We start from the raw sequence: 19,873 nt of genomic DNA, 5'->3' as shown, positions 1-19,873 counted from the left end.
CGAGATACCCGGTATCAGGCAATGCAACCATGCTATTGCGCCTGATCCACTCCTACGCTGCCATAGGTATGAGTGGGGGAAGGGGCACAGCCAGACGAGGCACGCATAACCAGATTGGTCGCCAGTCTGACATGTACAGGTGCCACAGGGAGCGCATTTACTCCCTGTATTCTCGGCGCCGATTTATGATTCCAGGGCCGAGTTTGTGGCTCGGGTGGATCAATCATGCTCAAGAGCACTTCAATCGAACGCTTGCCCATTTCATACAATGGCTGCCTGACGGTGGTCAACGGTGGTTGCGAATGAACCGAAAATGAAATATCATCAAAGCCAACAACCGCGACATCTTCAGGAACCCGTAAGCCGCTTTCAACGACAGCTGACAATGCGCCATAGGCCATTAAGTCATTGCTGGCAAAGATCGCGGTAGGACGACATCCTATCTGCGCAAAAAATTGACTTGCACACTCCTTTCCGCCAGGAGTGGTAAAGTCTCCTTGCAGAACAAACTCCGGCTCAATCTCGACCTGCTCTTCGGCCAGGGCATCGCAATATCCCTGATAGCGATCCAATGACACTTGATATTTCAAGGGCCCCTGGATATGCGCAATGCGCCGATGACCTTGCTGAAGTAAATGGCGCGTTGCCTGATAAGCTCCTGTACGTTGGTCTGCACCAACCCAGGAAACATCATCCGGCGGCACTCCCTGGTCATCAAACATCACCACTGGAAAGCCTTGCCGACATAAATCGGCCAGATGCGGTGTGGCCTGCCCTGGATAAATCGCCAGCAGGCCAGCGGTGAGTTTGGTTGCCTGGATACGGTCAATTACTTCACCATAGTTCTTCGCATCATTGCCAGCATTACTGCTATACAGAACGAGTTCGTACGGAGTCTGGTCTACCACTTCCGCAATACCACGCATGATTTCTGGAATGAGTGGCCAATGTGAGACAGAAACGAGTGCACCAATCAAGCGACTGCGCCCGCCAGCAAGCCCGGCTGCAGCAAGGCTAGGAAAAAACCCCTGCTCGTCCATAATGTGTAAGATACGTTCGCGCGTCTCAGGGTTGACGTCCGGTCGATGATTGAGCACCCGAGACACGGTCGTTTTGCTCACACCTGCCATTTGCGCGATATCTTGTATGGTGATCTTTCCAGCCATCAAAGTCCTTCTTCAACAGATTTACGGAATACAGATCCTGCTTCTTGCGATGAAGCAACCACTGTTGAAAACCCTACCGTTTTCGATACCGTTAGCGGTTTCGGTAACGTTTTCATAGATGAAGTTTAATCTCAGAACCGTTTTTTTAAAGATGACGAAAGTTGTATTTACCTGGTTTATTTTCTCTTCTTTTTTTACCTTCTCATACTTAACCTGATCCGTTTCAAGTACCGCCCGGTTACCTAACAGGCCACAAAAAACAAAAAGTCCCAGGAGCAAACAGGCAGTGGAAAGTTCGGTTGCAGGCGTGTTTAGCCATAGATGGTTCATTTTTACCGGAAATAGTGTGGTGATAGAAAAGGATCTATTGTATACTATGGTTAGGTAACCTGCTAAAGGATCTCTGATTGTGGGATTGTCTGCACCTTTATCGTAAAGCATGGAGTACGCAAGGATAGAAGCGGTCTGGCAGAATGAGGCACCAAAAGTTACCGAACTTACTTATTGACACCAACGTTGGTGTTGTGGAACTTTTACTGAGATAACCTATTCTTTAAATTTAGAATGAGGAGCAATGGCACGCTCAACGCCCACCGTACGGACTAATATCCTCTCCTATCGAGAACAAGATCAAGAGTATCATCTGGCAGTAGATTCAGCGGACTGGTATTCCTGGCTTATGACGGCAACAACGTTTGCATTCAGCAGCGCAGCAGGCAGTTTTACGGCTCGCAAAGAGCAGATAAGCAATCAACGCGGCGGCTGGTACTGGAAGGCGTATTGCCGGCGTCAGGGAAAACTTTTGCATGCGTATCTGGGCAAATCAGAAACATTGTCGCTGGAACGCCTGCAAAGCGTCGCGGCTGAATTGACGCAACAGCAGGTCCATCTGAGCACACATGGGGCGACTACACCGATCCCAGGAACAGTGCCAGGCACGCTGACAGGGAATATTCCCGCGCTGCCTACCGTCTTGATTGGGCGTGAGCAGGAGATTGAGACCGCCTGTACCTTACTGCACGAGACGACACGCCTGCTGACGATTACTGGTCCGGGTGGAGTAGGCAAGACACGGTTGGCACTGGAGAGTGCGCAAATTCTGAGAGAAGATTTCCTTGATGGTATCTTCTTCGTTTCTTTAGGCCCCATCACTGATCACGCCCTGGTTGTACCAACAATTGCTCAAGAACTGGGCTTTATGGAAGCTGGTGAAGAACCACTACTGGCGCGTGTCAAAGCCTATTTGCACTCCAAACAGATCCTGCTTGTACTGGATAATTTTGAACAGCTTATGACTGCCAGCCCCTTGCTGGCCGATCTTTTGTCATCCTGTCCACAGCTCAAGTTGCTGGTTACCAGCCGCGAGGTGCTCCATCTACGGGGAGAATATGAGCTGATAGTGCCGCCCCTGGCCTTGCCCGATCTGCAACAGTTGCCTGATAATGAGACCCTCCTGCATTATCCAGCCATTGCCCTTTTTACCCAACGCGCAACCGCGATGAAGGCTGATTTTGCGCTCACGCCAACCAATGCCGCTATCATCGCCGAGATTTGCATCCAATTGGATGGTTTGCCGCTGGCGCTAGAGCTGGCTGCGGCCCGCATCAAACATCTGCCTCCACAGATGCTACTGACACGCCTGGAACATCGGCTGCAAGTTCTGACCGGCGGCCCCCGTGATCTCCCGACACGCCAGCAGACGCTGCGCGATGCGCTCACCTGGAGCTACGAGCTGCTCACAACCCAGGAACAAAAAGTCTTTCGAGCCCTCTCCGTCTTTATCCGCGGCTGTACGTTAGAGGCAGCAGAAGAACTCTGCGCCACACTGTTCGGAACGGATGTACAGGCATTAGACGTCATTAGCTCCTTGATCGATAAGAGTTTATTACAACAAGCAGAACAAATAGATGGTTCGCTCCGCCTGCGCATGCTTGAAACTATTCGAGAATATGGAGAAGAGTGTTTACGCACGGAGGGCGAGGATACACAGGTACGACAGGCATATGCCATGTATTATCTGGCCCTGGTAGAAAGGGCCGAGCCACAATTAAGAAAGGGAGAACAGGCCCTCTGGCTCCAGCGGCTGGAAGAGGATTATGACAATCTGCGTGGAGCATTGGGCTGGCTGATTGAGCAGCCAGAATTGCCCGCACGAGCAGCCGCACTGCGTTTCTGTGGAGGATTATGGCGCTTCTGGCGAATTCGCAATCGCCACCGTGAAGGCTATCAATGGGCGGAAAAAGCGTTGCGCCAGAGCAAGCAGGACCAGATTGAGATCCCTATCCGCGCCAAAGCCTGCTTCGCAACCGCAACTCTCGCTGATAGCCAGGGGCACTATCAACGTAGCATCGAACTCTTGCAAGAGAGTCTGGCACTCTACCAGGCGATAGACGATCAAGCGGGCATTGTGGCAACCCTCAATAGATTGGGCACGGCCTACGCGCGCACGACTCCGGTCGAGGCGCATGCACTGTTTGAACAAAGCCTGCAACTGGCACGCCAGCAGCAGGATCTCTATGGGATCGCCGATGCGCTGGGCACATTGGGCGATGAAGCCTTTGCACAGGGCTTTTTGAGCGAAGCCCGGGCCTTCTTTGAGGAACGGCTCAGTATTGCGCAACAACTGGAGGATAAGCGTAGTAGCGCCTATTGCCTGGATAGTCTGGGACAGATCGCCGCTAATCAGGGTGATTATCCCCGCGCCTGCGAACTGTTTCAGGGCAGCCTGACACTTCATCGTGAGGTGGGGGACCGGGTAGGCATTATGCTGGTACTCCTGCCTTTAGCCATCGTGACCCTCTATCAAGGCGACTATGCTACTGCTGATTTCCTGTTAGAGGAATGCCTGATTGTCTCAAAAGAATTGGGCAACCAGCATAAGGTCGTGCATTATTTAAAGAAATTTAATACCAATGCTCCTTTTTATGATCAATGGCAGCCGCTGCCAACCTCACTCACAACGGAGGGGAGTAGCACCATTGCCTATGAAGCAGGCGACGATGAAGGGATGGCGACTCGTCTGTTTACCCTTGGCTGTATCGAATTTACCCAGGGTAAATTCGCCGACGCCCAACAATCTCTGGCTGAGAGTATGGACCTCTTTCAGCAGTTGGATAACCGTGTCATGATCGCTGCTGTATTCAGTATACAGGGCCATCTGGCAGCCCATCAGGGGCACTACGCTACGGCGCATAGCTTGATGGGGGAGAGTCTAACGCTGACACGTGAGATGGGCGATCACTGGACATTATCCTCACGCCTGACACAGCTTGGCCTGGTAGCGCTCAACGAGGGCCAAAATGCGCAGGCCCGTACATTGATAGAAGAGAGCGTACGGGTAGCAAAGAAAATTGGCGATCCACGCTATATTGCCGAAGCCTTGCATCTTATGGGATTACTGGCTCTTTATGAAGGTGACTACGCCAGCGCACAGAGGTTGCTGGATGAGTCTCTGGCAATGCAAAGCGAGATGCGTAGCGGTTTGACCAGAGCCTATTTGCTGGCAGATTTCGGTCTGCTAGCTATTCACCAGCATGATTTCAAAAAGGCGAGTCAATTAATCGAGGAGAGCCTGATACTCTGCCAGCGTACCGGCGACCGTTGGTTTATTCCATCCTGCCTGGAACGCCTGGGAGAGGTGATCGTGAACCAGAACGCGGCCGCACGCGCTGTTCAACTATGGGGGGCCGCGACGACATTGCGTGAAGAGATCGGTGCCCCTATACCTCCCATCGAAGACCAACTCTACCAACACTCACTGGCAAGCGCACGTCAACAACTGGATATAACCCAATTTAATGCTGCCTGGCAGGCTGGTAGAGAGATGTCTTTGGAACAGATACTGCGCTTTTATGACGCGAAAACTGCCTCAATGCCAGCCCAAACACCTCCCTCCACAGATGTCGTCGTGAATGAGAAGCCGTTAGAGAAGCCACCGGTCCTCACAGGACGCGAAAAAGAAGTGCTCCAACTTCTCGCCAGTGGCCTGCCAGATACGCAAATCGCTGCCCAACTCATCATCAGCCCGCGCACCGTACAGACGCACTTACGCACGATTTATCACAAGCTAGAGGTCAGTTCGCGTAGCGCAGCCACTCGTTATGCGCTTGAACATGGACTCACCTGACGCAACGCTTATTTACAGGCGCCAATCAAAGCTATGCGTAGGTAAAATAACCTATATACCTGGTAACCTCGCTCTATAAGACCTCTTCTATAACACAAAAACATACGCTTTTTCGCCGATGTATTACTCCAGGTAATTCAGTACAATACCAGATACACACTTTTCATTTCGACGCAGAAGACGCAGAAAAGGATCTCAGTACATGGTTCGTAGAAATATTCCAGTCGTTGTTGACACATATTTATGGCTCTCGGATCAAGCATCCGAGGAGACTCGCTCTATCGCTGTAGCTTCACATGAGTGGTTTCGCTGGCTGGCTGATGAGCAGAATAAGTCTTTTTCATTCAGACAAGATGGTGCGACGATGACGGTACGCCATGAGCGCCAACGCAATGGCTGGTACTGGTATGCCTATCGCAAACCCGCCGGGCGCATCTATAAAGCCTATCTGGGCCGTCCAGCCGAAATAACATTGCAGCGCTTGATTGAGGCTGCGACCATGCTGGGGCAGAAAGCTGACAACGATATACTGAGCCTGCAAGCGTCACAGGGACAGATCACGCAGAACACCCTGCATTCTTTGTCTGAGCCATTATTGGCAGAAAAATTCATTATCCCGGTCACAGCCGCAACTATCCCACGTCCTCATTTATATGCACGCATGACAGCAGGCACACAGAGTAAGCTGGTTATCCTCTCGGCGTCCGCTGGTTATGGTAAGACCAGCCTGCTGAGCAGTTGGTGTCAGCAACAGGGTCGCACCTCCAACGCAGCACACGCCTGGGTCTCGCTAGACATACTAGATAATGATCCTCGCGTATTCTGGACCCATATCCTGACCGCCCTGAACATGGCTCAGCCTGGCCTGGCTGCTTCAGCATTGGCCTTACTACACGCTTCTCGCATTAAAACGACCGGCATGCTCTATGTCATCAAAACATTGCTCAACGCCTGCCAACAACTCACACGAGACATAGTATTGCTACTTGATAACTATCACACCATCCAGGCAGATGAATTGCAACAAGAACTGACCTTTCTGCTGGATCATCTTCCGGCACGCCTCCATCTGGTCCTGGCGGGTCGCACAGATCCACCACTGCCCCTGGCACGCCTGCGGGTAGAGGGTGTCCTGACCGAGTTGCGGCATGCCGATTTACGCTTTAACGCCAGCGAGACTGAATTCCTGCTGACCAAACAACATGATGCCGCCACCGCTCAGAAAGAATACATCCAGCTTACCGCACAGACTGAAGGCTGGATCGCTGGCATTCAGCTTGCCGCGCGCCATCTCAATGAGGGTGAGGGTACCACATTTACCAAAAATCGCTATCTACAAGAATACTTGATCGAAGAGGTCTTGCTTAAACAAACACCAGAGATACAGCAGTTCTTGTTACAAACCTCAATTTTGGAACGTTTGCAGGCGCCGCTCTGCGATGCACTTCGTGAGCAGGATAATAGTCAATTGCTCCTGGAAACAATCGAGCAATTGAATCTCTTTATTGTCCCGCTGGATGAAGAGGGTCAGTGCTATCGCTATCATACGCTCTTTGCCGAGGCATTACGCCATCGTCTCCAACGTACGCAGGCTACGCTCGTGCGCGATCTACACCGCCGCGCCAGCCGCTGGTATGAAGTCCAGGGACAATTGGTTAGCGCCATTTATCACGCCACACAGGTGGCGGATAGCGAGAATGTCAAACGTTTACTCGACCTGAAAATCAGTGCAGATGAAGTCAAAACAGCCAGCCAACGCAAGCAGACAACAACTCATTGGATCGACTTTATCGCTGTACCCGAACAGACTATCACGCCACCGCTCGACTATGTCACCACGCCGCACACCTCCCTGATACTGCTTGATCCCGACCGGGCCATCCTGCAGAAATCTAGTATGGCTATTCGATCAGCCGAGGAAGCGGAGGATGATACGCTCTTAGAGCCGCTCACCCGCCGCGAACGGGATGTTCTGCAACAACTCTTGCGAGGGGCCTCCAATCGCGAGATCGCTCAATCCCTTATCATCAGTGAAGGCACCGTCAAAAAGCATGTCTCTAACATTTGTAGCAAACTTGGCGTCCAGAGCCGCACCCAGGCCATGGCAAAATCCATTTCCCTGGCGCTCCTCTAACGCGCTCATTTGCTTCAAACACATGCCAAAGGCGAACACCAAAAAAGATAGCCCTGGGCGTTTATCCTGTGCGCAACACGTGTTTCACATCCTAATATAGGTCATTTTGCCCTTTGACATCTCTAGCATGAACGTGTAATATGAAATAGCGTATTGCATTGCTATGAGGTTTTGAACATTTCGTATTTGCACAGAATGAGGAATGTCCCATGGATAGAGAAGAGCCAAAGCAACTGGGGAAATATATCTTGCATGAACGCCTGGGGCAGGGAGGTATGGCTGAGGTGTGGAAGGCGTTTGATCCTCAGCTAATGCGCTTTGTGGCAATCAAAATCTTGCATGCCGATCTGCGTACCACTCCCGACTTTATGAGTCGTTTCCTGCGTGAGGGTCAGGCTATCGCATCGCTACGTCATAGCAATATTGTGCAGATCCACGATATTCATGTCTCCACACCCGATCAGGAGGATGCCCTTGCCTATATGGTGATGGATTATATCGAGGGACAGACACTGGCGGATTATATTCGTCAAACAGCGCGCATCGGTCAGTTTCCTTCGCCAGTAGAGATTGTCAATCTCCTGGCATCGATCAGTCAGGCCATTGACTATGCACATCAGAATGGGATTATTCATCGGGATATCAAGCCCGCTAATATTTTGTTGGATCATCGCAACACCAGTCAAAATCCAATGGGTGAGCCGATTTTGACCGATTTTGGTATCATGAAGATGGTGGGGGCGGAAGCATTAACTACGACTGGAACATCTCTGGGGACACCATTGTATATTTCACCCGAATTAGTACAGGGGCAGACCGGCAGTGCTAGCAGCGATATCTATTCCCTTGGAATCGTCCTCTACGAGATCTGCACAGGGACACCACCGTTTCGGGGCGAGACCTATTATGCCATTATGCTGCAACATGTGCGGGCAACTCCTCCCCCACCCAGCCTGATCAATCAACGTATGCCAGCGGCGCTGGATGATGTGATCAAGCATTGTCTCGCGAAAGAACCCGGCCAACGCTTCACGAAAGCAGCTTCGCTGACAATTGCGCTGGCCCAGGCTTTTCAGGTACCCATCCCAGACCAATTACGATCCACGCTCCTTGAAGAACGTACCCTGCTCCCACAGCCAGATCCAGGACCGAAGGAGAAACCAAATCACGATGTGCACATTCCTCCTTCATTGAATGAGTTCCCTAAACAACCTGAAAGCAAAACGAGAACATCAGTACAGCCAGTCGAGGCTGTTGTTGCACCTCAATATAATTATGAAACACAGCCACACTTTACCCCCGACTGGTTGCCATCTGGATCAGCTCCAACGGTCGTTGCGCCTACACAACCGCAGTTAAATCCACCCACCACACCAGTCTCATCATCCATCTATACAATACCTCCCATTCAGGCGAACCGTCACGCTCCCAAACATCAACCTGCACGACGCTGGTCTCTATTGGTTACCAGCGCGGCTGTGCTGCTTATCTGTTTCGTACTATTGGAAAGATTCAGCAACCTTATACCCGGCAACGCTACTCCCAACACCATTTCATCAGGCACAACGGTAGGACAGGTTTCATTTTTCAGTACCCGTCAACCCGACGCAGCGGACAATCTCGGTCTGAGTGATGGGATCAAAGTACAACTGCAAAATCTGCCACGACCAGCGGAAGGCAATACATACTATGCCTGGCTTGAGGATAACCAACCAGAAGATCCTGTTATTCTCCTGGGCCCTCTCCATCTCACAGGAGGAACGGCAACAGTTACCTATCAAGATCCACAACGCAGTAACTTGCTGGCTACTAAAAGCAAAATACTGATTACCGAAGAAAGCATCAATCCCCCTCCTTCCACACCCACACCGGATACTACCTACTGGCGCTATAGCGGGACTATTCCTCAAGATGCCTCAAAGAGTGATCATAAGAGCCAGCTTGATCATCTGCGTCATCTGCTTGCCAACGAACCCTCGCTCAACAAAGTGGGATTAGCAGGCGGCATCGATTACTGGTTCCTCACTGACATTGAACAACTGCAAAAGACAGCCGTGCACATCAAAGATCAACAGAACAATGGCATCACACGCCAGGATTTAACCAACATACTCTACTATCTGGATGGTCCTTGCGCACAAAGGGAAAACACAAATACGCGCCTGCCCACCATGCCCGATCATCCTACAATTGGCTCTACAACCCGGGTCAGCCTGCTCGACTGTAACCAATCCCCATTAGCGGAAGGGCATGTTACGCATATTGGCAACCATCTCAGCGGCATTGTCCAGGCTCCAGGTGCGACCGCTACACAAATAAAGCAAGCGGGCGAGATACATACACAACTCGCTATGATCCATGTGTGGCTAAAAAATATCCAGCAAGATATCCAGCAACTATCCAATCTCAGTAACAAGAAATTGCTGGCGGCTCAGACGCTACGCAATGATCTCGTTCAGCAAAGCACTTATGCCTTGAATGGTCATACTGATCCAAAAACACATGTATATCAACCCGGGGCCATCCAGTTGTGTAACCAGATAGAACAACTCGCCAGCATCAATATCAACCCTTACACGAGCACGAGCACGAGCACGAGCACGAGCACGAACCATTAAAACTGAGCATGTCAGTTGGCGACTATGGCGGGAAAGGGAAATCTTTCAATTCCTGGAGATAAGGAGTGACATTCATCCCCGGTCCAAGCTGGTCGTCTGGTACTGACAGGCGTTCAGCCTTGCTCAACAGTGCGAATTGGAGAAGATCAACCGCACGCTCCAGCGTCAGAACATGGGTATTGACGGTGAAATCATACAGCAAAGGATTACTGAGGTCTTGATGATATTGATGTTGCACAGCACGCTTGCGCCCTTGCTCGATATAATGAATGCGATCCACAGCATCACTGCGGGAAAGTTGTTCGCGGCGCATGACATAGATCACACGCTGCTCGAACGGACAGATAATACGGACATGCAGTACATCGCGCTGGGAGGCCAACAAGAACTGTGCTCCACGTCCCACAATCACAACATGGCCGGCAGCAAAAGCTGCGGCGATCACCTGCCTGAAAGCGGTACGATAGATCTTGTCATCCATACCCTGCGGAATGCCTGGTATCGTCGCCGACATGGTTGGTTGAATCAACTGGCAGGCTCGCAGTAACGCATCACCCAGACTCTCCTCATTTTCATCATGCTCCTCCGCCTCGGACAGGCTGATACCAAGCTTGTGAGCTACCTGCTGCACAACCGCATGATCAAAGAGCGTCCAGTTTAGTCGTTGCGCCAGACGTGCCGCGATCTCACCACCACCACTCCCATATTCACGCGACACAGTTACCGCCTTCATCTGCGCCACCAATTGTAGGTGATCATCCCGCATTGAAATTCTCCCGGTTCTCCTGCTGAGAAGATCCATCCCGTTGTTTGATAAAGGATGAACGCGTTGAGGACAGATCAGATGTAGCATCATTCATGGGCGAAACCTCTTTCAACAGCCTGGCGTGCTCCCCCCACAAAGGGATCTCAGGCAACCAGAAAACCAGTACCAGACCAACGATGAGCAGGATCAGGCTGATCATAAATCCATTGTGAATACCCTGGATTAAACCCCCTTTTACGGCCGTAATGATCTGATTAAAGAGGTCCTGACCCTGTGGTCCCTGACTCGCAAACAGTCCTTCCGCCTTCGACAACGCATCTGTTGATAGTAATACCTCTGGATTATTGAAGGGAGCCAGATTAGCGGGTAATACCGTACGAGCAGCGGCGGGGATATGCTGCGAAAAAGATGGCAGATAGGTAGCATTTAAAACCGAGCCCATCAAGCCCAATGCCAATGTGCCACCAATCGAGCGGAAAAAGATCAGGGCCGCAGACGCCTGTCCGATCCGCGTAGGCAGCGCATTCTGCACAATCAACGAGTAGAGGGACATACTGGAACCTAACCCGAGCCCCAGCACGATCATAGCTACAAAAACCTGTTGGCTGGATGAATGGATGTTGAGCAAGACCAGGAGTCCCTGACCAAGCAGCGCCAGGATTGCGCCGCTAATTACCGCCCATTTGTAACGCCCGCTACGCGAGACAAGTTGGCCCGCCAAAATGCTGGTACAGACCGAGGCCAGCATTAAAGGAGTCAGGGTCGCGCCACTACCCGTCGCAGTCAGTCCCAGCACGCCCTGCATATAGAGCGGGACAAAGAAAACACTGCCATAGAGCGCCATATTTGTCACCATCGTGATCACGGTAGAGATGGAAAAGATGCGATTCTTAAACAACACGGGATCGAGAATTGGCTCGCCAGCACGGCTGGATAGACGCGCCTCATACCAGACAAAACCGAGCAAGAAAATTACCGCAAAGGCTAGCATAGCGATAATTTGCGGCGAGAGCCAGGCAAAATCAGAACCACCCAGCGAAAAGGCCAGTAAGAGCGGGACAAAGCCAAGGATCAGGAGGAGCGCGCCCAGATAATCAATCGTGGTACGCCTACTACTGGCGGCAATCGGCGGCATCACAAAGATCAGCACCAGCAAAGCAATCAGGCCAATTGGCAGATTGACATAAAAGACCCAATGCCAGGAAACATATTGTGTTAGCCAGCCACCTACAAGCGGGCCAACAATGGCCGAGATACCAAACACGGAACCGGTCGCCCCCTGCCACTTGCCACGTTCACGCGGCGTAAAGAGATCACCAACAATCGCGATGGCCAGCGAAAGCAATGCGCCCGCACCAATGCCCTGGAAAGCCCGAAAGCCTATCAACTGATCCATGGATTGCGAAAAGCCTGACAATGCCGAACCCAGCAGGAATAAGATCAAGCCAAAGATAAAAACTGGCTTGCGCCCAAGCTGATCAGAAAGCTTGCCATAAATGGGCACCGTTACCGTCGATGTCAACAAATAGGCAGTTGAGGCCCAGGTATAGCGATCGAAGCCATGCAGGTCAGCGATAATACTCGGCATCGCCGTTGAAACGATAGTAGAATCCAGTGAAGAGAGGAACATCACCAGTAACACACCCAGCATCGTCAATAATTTCGTACGCTGAGAATAATCGTAAGGGGATGTGTTTAAAGAGACAGCGCCAGTTGAAGAAATAGCATCACGATCAGATTGAAAATTTTGCTTACCCATAGCATGATCTCCTTATAATTAAGGCGACCTCCCTGCCAGGTAACGCGACTCATCCTGCGATACAATGATATAAAAAGTGAACATTGTGTAGAAAAAAGAATACGACGTATATTGATTACCGTCGACACCTTTATTCACGTTCAACATCCCTTTCATGTAACAAAAGACCTCACCTTCACCGTGAGGTCTTCGTTGCGGGATATAACCTCACGGTGAAGGTGAGATCTTCACCGTGAGGTTACATTAAGCGAGGGACTTCTTTCTCACCTCTCTTGAACTATCTACACATGTAATGCCATAATGCACAGGAAGAAATGATAGACACGGGCGGGCTGGGCTGGACATCAAAAATCTGGATATTGTACGATAAGCATATTTATTGTCTCTACCAACAAGGGATTTTTGCCGAGTGTAGGGGATGAGCACATATGGAACAGTTGAGCGTACAGATCAACGATACGTCGTTATTCGCTACAGCCTTGCCGCGACAGCTTGGCATCGCCTTTCACAATATTGGCAGCGGCGTCTTGCGTGCCTCCAATCCAGAGATAATCCTGAAGATCAAGGCGCATTACGGCGAACGCTGTGGGCATATTCCCTGGCAATGTGACCATGTACGGCTGCTGGTAACAGAACATACACCCGCTGCTCAGGAGCAGATCGCCTATCAGAGCCAGCTCTTCGGCAAGCAGATGCAGGCCGCGACAATCGAGGAACTCATCCGAGATCAACAGGACCTGTCACTAGAGCAGGCCGCGCTGATCGTTCCCTACATCAATGTACCCGAAGATGAGAGCTGGCTGCAGCAGATGCTACCTGCGGAAAGCTGGGGACTGCCCGGCCAGATGGTATCCATTCTCAAGAACAAAGCCGACTTTTATTGCCTGCTCGATGATTATGCTCTACCAGACTTTCAGGCGCCTGATTATCGTATTGCCCCGATCACAAATCTTATCCAACAAGCAAGCGACTTTTTAAAAGAAATCGCAGAACTATACAGAGAGACCAACCTGACACAGTATCCACTGGGCATCATGCTGCGCGCCGCCGAGTCCGATGGCAATTACGGTTGCTGCTTGCTCTATCAACGTGGAGCCGTCATCACCCTCGTCCCCAACGGGGATGTCAGCCTGACGAGTGACTATATGAGGTGGCCTGCCGCCCTGGCGGCTGCCCAACAACACCTCCTGGCAACGATGGATATCAGCAAAGAGACACGTATCGTGCTGAGCCGCTATATTGAGTTCGCCGATTCGCCGGGCATGTCAATGGTAATCATGCAGGGACAAATCGCGTCTTTACGCTGGAATGGGCAGATCCAAAAAGAGGGCAGTAAAGCCTGCGTCGGTACCACCACCTATCAGCCCCAAAACGCGCTGATCGCGCAACTACGGCAGGAATATGAGGATCAGACCATTGCCTGCTTTGAACAACTGCTCCGCCTGACCGCTCGCAAGTGCCAGGTTGAATTCAACAGCCTGTGTGGTCTCGCCAATATCGATATCATGCTACCTGGCCCACTGGAAGAGGAGTTACTGAAGCAACGCGGTCAAAAAGCCACGCTCTATATCGCCGAATGCAATCCCCGCTGGACCAATTATACCGATGCCATTATGAGCATACTGGGTGCCAACCGAGAAATACCCACGATTAATACCATGCGAGCAACCATTCAAAGAGAACTACAGGCCTTCGACAAATATGAATTACCCGCGACAGTTGATCCACGCCGCCTGCGTGATCGCATCGCCGAAGCAGATGAGAAATTGAAATATCATGGCACCAGGATCATTTGCCGCATGCCAAAAAATCCATTAGGAGTAATTTTTGCTGGCGATGTTGCCCACGCCCAACGCGAACTTATCCATATCATTCAGGAACTCGCTACGTCATAAACACTGACATACCCACGCTCTGACCTGTGCAAGGTTGGCGATCTCTTCGCGATGCGATATAGTAGTGGAAGTAATGGGACCTTACAGGATGGTTCAAGCTGGCTCTGGCCTCATCTGGAAGCATAGAACAGAAAAGGATTGGTGAAGGTGCGTACTTTTATTACTTGTATGGGCGAGTGCTTGATTGATTTTTTGCCGTTGCCTGAGAATGCTGGGATTCCTGGCTTCCAGATGTTTCCCGCTGGCTCGCATTTAAATGTGGCGGTCGGTGTGGCGCGATTGGGCCAGGCTTCAGCCTTTGCTTGCAAGATGGCCGATGATTATTTCGGACACTTTCTACGCTCCTATATAGAGCAAAATAAGATTGATACACGCTATTTGACGACGGTTGAAGGCTTGAGTACGCTGGCCTTTGTGGCAACGGAAAACGGCCATCCAGCCTTTACCTTCTATGGCGAGGGGACGGCTGATGCATTGCTGACACCCGCTGATGTGCCTGCCGCTTTATTTGAAGAGACACGCATCCTGCATATCGGCTGTATTAGCCTCTTACGCGGCTCGACTCCAGCCACGATTCGCGCCACGTTTGAGCAACTCAAAGGCAAGGCCTTGCTATCGCTCGATCCTAATCTCCGCCCGCCACTGGTCAAGGATGAACCGGCCTATCGTGCGCTACTCCAGCATTTGATCTCATTGACCGATGTCTTGAAATTGAGCGATGAGGATCTCTCCTGGCTACTCCCCAATCGTTCGCTAGAGGACGCGCTGCAGTCCTTGCTGCAACAGGGCCCTGCCCTGGTAGTCGTTACCAGAGGAGCACAGGGGTCTTCAGCAATCAAGCAAGGTGGCGAGCTGTTTCACGTCCCTGGTTTCGCGGTCCCGGTCAAGGATACGGTTGGCGCGGGTGATACATTTTGCGCTGGCTTATTAACGCAGTTGGCGGATCGTAATCTTGTGACCCATGATGCCCTGACAGAACTACAGCAGGACGAGTTAACCTCTATCTTACGCTTCGCAGCCGCCGCTGCCGCCATCAATTGTACCCGTACAGGAGCCAATCCACCGACACGCGACGAACTTATCCACTTCCTGAACACCCAATCCTGAAGCTCTCAGAGAGTGCCAGCCTCCCAATACCAGCGGGATCTTGCTGCTCCCTGGCTGGCAGGCGCGCACGCGCCTGCGCCCTTTTTATTATGTGATGTAGAAAAGGTTCGAAGAACCTTTTCTACATCACATAATAAAAATCTGTTTGAGCACCGCAGGTGCGAAAACAAATATGCTACCCGCCCAACCGGGCTATACAAGACGAAGATTATTGCCAATCAGAAAAGGCTCTGGTACAGTATTCTCAATGCCTGATCTCATTTTATGCAGTTTTGCTACCTGCATGTGCCATGTAGGGATAATGGCAGGATGATCAGCCCTCTAATGAACTTCTATAACAAAACAACAAAGGACCTGATAACTGTGCCCAAACGTTTTTTTGTGCCCACTGCAAAGGCTCCGCAAATACAGTCATCCACTGATACGGTAAAGCAGATGAGCGTAGCAGATATTCTGCCTAAAATCTGGCGTCTGTTCTGCTTGTCCGGTAGTCTGACATTGCTGACAAGCGCATTTCTGGGAACCAGGCAGTCATTCCGTGTCTGGCAGCGTGGAGAGCAACAGCGTATCGAGCAGGATGGCAGGATAATTGAAACAGCGGTTGGCCTGGTTGAGTATCAGGTTGTGGGCCAGGGGCCAGCTATCCTGTATGCACATGGTACTCCCGGCGGGTATGATCAGGGATGCGCGTTTTCCCAATTTTTCGATACCAGCAAATGTATGCTGATCTCGCCTTCACGTCCCGGCTATTTGCGTACGCCCCTGACTTCAGGTGCCTCTCCTGAGGAACAGGCGGATCTCTATGCGGCCTTGCTGGATGCATTGGGAATCGAACAGGCAGGTATGATTGGTTTTTCGGGCGGCGGCCCTTCAGCACTCCAGTTTGCCTTACGCTATCCCGAACGCTGTAGCCATCTGGTGATGATTGGCGCGATTGTGCGACGCTATTGCCCACAAGAAACCCTGCAAGCACAGCCATTCTGGCAACAGCACCTCGCTCGCCTCACCGAATATTTATTAGTGTCTGATCTCTTCCTCTATTGTATTCTGCCGCTAATCCGTCTCTTGCCCTTTGGACATATCATGGCGGGAATGCTCTGTTCAGGAACTATCTATCATCTACGCAAGGCAGGCTATGAGAACGACCAAAAGCATTTCGCGGCCATGGAGGAGTATCCTCTGGAGCAGATTGTGGCCCCGACCTTGATAGTACATGGCACTCATGACGAGGATGTGCCTTTTAGTGACGCTGAATTGCTACTCGCGAAAGTGGCACGCGGCAGGCTAGTTCCTATGCTCAAAGGCAATCATGCCACCTTCTTTTTGCAAGCCAAAATACTCATCCCCATCATACAGAAATTTTTCCTGCAACCTGAACGTGAACCCCTCCATAGCTAACATTCCCCCTCCATCTGTGTCGGGGGGACAGTACACCTCGCGGCTGAGCTCTCTCCCTCGTACGATTCAGGGGGCCTCACCGTAAAGGATGGGCATTCTATGTGTGAGAGGAGGGTCCGCCAATAGTGCCAGATAGTACTATGATGATATGTGATCAAGAATCTGTGCGCGACTACGCTCAAGCGCCTTCTGGCCTCTAATCGTGAGGACATTGTAAGTTGACACTCATCTATAGGCAAAATACAATAATGTCGTACACATAAATAAAACAATACAACGGACAACGAACCATCAGTGCCTCATAGATGATTTGCGCATTGCCGCGTATTATGCACTCGTAAGAGTTTGCTCCAGAGATCTGATTCAATAGTCGCTAATAAACCGGCAGCCAACGGCCACAGCACAGTCCTCCATTTTTATCTTTGGTTATCAACGAGTATCATGACACGGCGGGAGATCTTTATGTACAATAAGAGCGTCTATCAACAAAATTGGCAAGCAAAGGAAGTCTGTCTCAGACCAGAACAGTTTCCACAATGCCAACGGCTGTACACGTTCTTGCGACGCCCCTGGGTTGGGTATATTGCCTGTATCCTTCTGACTATTTTGAATGTGCTGCTAGTCCTGGCTGAGCAGCATATGGCAATCAATATCATTCTGCCTGGTGGACAATTAGTGATACAAATCGCACTGGTCGCCTATCTCTGGGGATTTTTGCCCGCGCTGCTCATGCTTTGCCTGGGGTTAATTGTGATTGATGCTTTCTTTATTTCTGACCTCTCCTCGCTCTTCGCGGCGCATAGTCTCGATGTCACGCTGCAATTCATCACGTTTGCTGGCTTCGCGTTGCTGATCGCGGCCCTGTTCGCCCAGCGTGAAAAGGCGCTCCGTCTGGCAGCTCAGCGTGAAAAAACGATCTGCGAAGCACATCAGCAGCTTGAAAACTATTTAAGTGTGATCAGCCATGAGTTAAAAACGCCGCTCACTGGCACGCAGGGGCATATTCAACTGGCAAAACGGAAACTCAAAAACCTTCCAGCCCTGCTAGATGAGGAGCATCCAGACCGCCAGATCATACAGAGAGTCTATAGAAGCCTCGAGCAGGCTCAGAAACAGACGATGATCCAACACCGCCTCATCAATGATCTGCTCGACGCCTCCCGTATTCATACCAATCGTGTCAGCTATACCATGAAAATCTGCAATCTCACAGAGATCGTGCAAGATACGGTCCAGAGCGCCCGCCTGACCAATCCACAGCGCTGCATTAAGCTTGAGGTGGATATACAGGAGAAAGCAATCATCCGAGCGGATGCGGATCGGATTGGACAGGTATTGAACAATTATCTGAGCAATGCCTTGAAATATGCTCCTTTAGAGAAACCAATTCATGTATCCCTGTACAGAGAAGGCGAGTCAGCATGCGTCGCGGTACAGGATGAGGGTCCGGGATTAAATGAAGAGGAACAGAAAAATATCTGGGAGCGCTTCTATCGCGCTAAAGATATCATGCCGGTAGCACAGGATGGTGTCTCACATGTTAATCTGGGGCTGGGACTGTATATCTGCAAGGCTATTATCAGGGATCATCAGGGACAGCTCGGTGTCACCAGCCAGCCCGGTGCAGGCTCAACCTTCTGGTTCAGCCTGCCACTGGATCTCAATAAAGGATAGCTGATCAGGAGATGGGTAGTTCTTCCTGCGGCTGGAGCACGGGAACCGAGACCTGAACAGTATTGGGATATTTGATACCGCTGCCAGTGTTCAATAATACCACACGTTCAGTAGCCTTGATCCAACCGGATTGACGAAGCTGACGTGCGGCAACCAGAGTCGCGGCCCCTTCCGGGCAGACAAAAAGTCCTTCCTCACGCGCCAGATCGGCCTGGGCCGCCAGGAGATCAGTATCGCTGATGGACAGCGCGCAACCGTTGGTCTGACGGATAGCATCCAGGACAAGGAAGTCTCCCAGGGCTTTCGGGACATTGATGCCAAAGGCAATCGTGTGCGAATTCGCCCAGGGCTCGGACACATCCTTCCCTTCCTGCCAGGCCTTCACAATTGGTGCACATTCTTCGGCCTGCACCGCAACCAGACGTGGCAAATGCTCACCAATCCAGCCCAGTTGCTGCAACTCGCGCAGCGCTTTATAGATACCAATAATGCCCACGCCACCGCCGGTGGGATAGAGAATCACATCGGGCACCTGCCAGCCAAACTGTTCAGCAATCTCATAGCCCATCGTCTTTTTGCCCTCGATACGATAAGGCTCTTTCAAGGTCGAAGCATCATACCATTGATACTGCTTGACTGCACGACCGACAATCGCACCGGCATCGCTGATCAGGCCATTGACCAGGAAGAGATGCGCACCACTGATCGCACATTCGTTCCGGGTAATCAAGGGAGCCGCCTCTGGCATCACGATATATGCAGCCAGGCCTGCACGAGCAGAATATGTGGCCCAAGCCCCGCCAGCATTCCCATTGGTTGGCATTGCCAGCGTCTTGACGCCCAGCTCTTTCGCCCGCGAGACACCCACAGCAGCTCCACGCGCCTTAAATGATCCCGTAGGGATAGTACCTTCATCCTTGACATAAAGCTGTGGCAGATCCATCCTGGCCCCAATACGGGGCAATGGTAGCAAGGGAGTCATCCCTTCACCCAGGGTGACAACATGTTCGGGCGAACGTACAGGCAATAACTCATGATAACGCCAGAGCGATGGCTCGCGTTGCCGCAACTGCTCTTTTGACATTTGCTTGCCCGCAGCCTCCAGATCATAGTGGACCAGCAACGGCGATCCACACTGGCAGAGATGTGCCTGCGTATCAGCATCATATACTGTCTGACAGCGCGGGCAAGCGAGATGATGAAGAAAACTAAAAGGTACAGTCATAGTTC

General features: G+C 51.2%; 11 protein-coding genes. 7 read left to right on the top strand and 4 right to left on the bottom strand.

Annotation, left to right across the window (positions count from 1 at the left end; genetic code table 11):
• Positions 1-32: 32 nt before the first annotated feature.
• A complete protein-coding gene (locus F1593_RS10110; RefSeq protein ID WP_149401437.1) occupies positions 33-1,166 on the bottom strand; it encodes a LacI family DNA-binding transcriptional regulator in 1,134 nt (377 codons plus the stop codon).
• Between the two features lie 574 nt (positions 1,167-1,740).
• Here F1593_RS10110 and F1593_RS10105 point away from each other — a divergent pair.
• From F1593_RS10105 to F1593_RS10095, 3 genes are all read left to right on the top strand, one after another.
• Positions 1,741-5,292: a tetratricopeptide repeat protein gene (locus F1593_RS10105; protein WP_149401436.1), complete on the top strand. Its 3,552-nt coding sequence runs from the start codon at positions 1,741-1,743 to the stop codon at positions 5,290-5,292.
• Positions 5,293-5,494: 202 nt separating this feature from the next.
• On the top strand, positions 5,495-7,426 hold the full coding sequence (locus tag F1593_RS29725) for a LuxR family transcriptional regulator (protein ID WP_149401435.1): 1,932 nt from the start codon (positions 5,495-5,497) through the stop codon (positions 7,424-7,426).
• Between the two features lie 209 nt (positions 7,427-7,635).
• Positions 7,636-10,044 carry a serine/threonine protein kinase gene (locus F1593_RS10095; protein WP_149401434.1) on the top strand — a complete coding sequence of 803 codons (2,409 nt, stop codon included), beginning with the start codon at positions 7,636-7,638 and terminating at the stop codon, positions 10,042-10,044.
• Between the two features lie 22 nt (positions 10,045-10,066).
• On the opposite strand, the gene F1593_RS10090 is transcribed toward F1593_RS10095, so the two are convergent.
• Both F1593_RS10090 and F1593_RS10085 read right to left on the bottom strand, forming a co-directional pair.
• Positions 10,067-10,810 (bottom strand): cytidylate kinase-like family protein, encoded by a 744-nt coding sequence (locus tag F1593_RS10090; RefSeq protein ID WP_172632020.1) that lies wholly within the window; start codon positions 10,808-10,810, stop codon positions 10,067-10,069.
• Entirely contained in the window at positions 10,800-12,569 is a 1,770-nt protein-coding gene (locus F1593_RS10085; RefSeq protein ID WP_149401432.1) for a DHA2 family efflux MFS transporter permease subunit, read from the bottom strand. The genes F1593_RS10090 and F1593_RS10085 overlap by 11 nt, the downstream gene beginning before the upstream one ends.
• Before the next feature lie 428 nt (positions 12,570-12,997).
• Here F1593_RS10085 and F1593_RS10080 point away from each other — a divergent pair, with 428 nt between their 5' ends.
• The 4 genes from F1593_RS10080 to F1593_RS10065 all read left to right on the top strand — a co-directional run bounded on the left by F1593_RS10080 (position 12,998) and on the right by F1593_RS10065 (position 18,643).
• A complete protein-coding gene (locus F1593_RS10080) occupies positions 12,998-14,464 on the top strand; it encodes a hypothetical protein (protein WP_149401431.1) in 1,467 nt (488 codons plus the stop codon).
• 147 nt (positions 14,465-14,611) lie between these two features.
• The gene (locus tag F1593_RS10075; RefSeq protein WP_149401430.1) at positions 14,612-15,571 is read left to right on the top strand and encodes a carbohydrate kinase family protein; all 960 of its coding nucleotides are present in this window, start codon (positions 14,612-14,614) and stop codon (positions 15,569-15,571) included.
• Between the two features lie 363 nt (positions 15,572-15,934).
• Positions 15,935-16,969: an alpha/beta fold hydrolase gene (locus tag F1593_RS10070; RefSeq protein WP_172632019.1), complete on the top strand. Its 1,035-nt coding sequence runs from the start codon at positions 15,935-15,937 to the stop codon at positions 16,967-16,969.
• Positions 16,970-17,431: 462 nt separating this feature from the next.
• Positions 17,432-18,643, top strand: a complete 1,212-nt coding sequence (locus F1593_RS10065; RefSeq protein WP_172632018.1) for a sensor histidine kinase — start codon at positions 17,432-17,434, stop codon at positions 18,641-18,643.
• A gap of 4 nt (positions 18,644-18,647) precedes the next feature.
• On the opposite strand, the gene F1593_RS10060 is transcribed toward F1593_RS10065, so the two are convergent.
• Positions 18,648-19,868, bottom strand: coding sequence for a threonine synthase (locus tag F1593_RS10060; RefSeq protein WP_149401427.1), 1,221 nt, complete (start codon positions 19,866-19,868; stop codon positions 18,648-18,650).
• Positions 19,869-19,873 lie beyond the last annotated feature (5 nt).

Origin of the sequence: Dictyobacter arantiisoli, assembly GCF_008326305.1 — a bacterium.
In the GTDB taxonomy this organism is placed as follows: Bacteria; Chloroflexota; Ktedonobacteria; order Ktedonobacterales; family Ktedonobacteraceae; genus Dictyobacter; species Dictyobacter arantiisoli.
The sequence above is the reverse complement of the archived record's forward strand: the minus strand, read 5'-3'. Positions and strand labels throughout refer to the sequence as shown.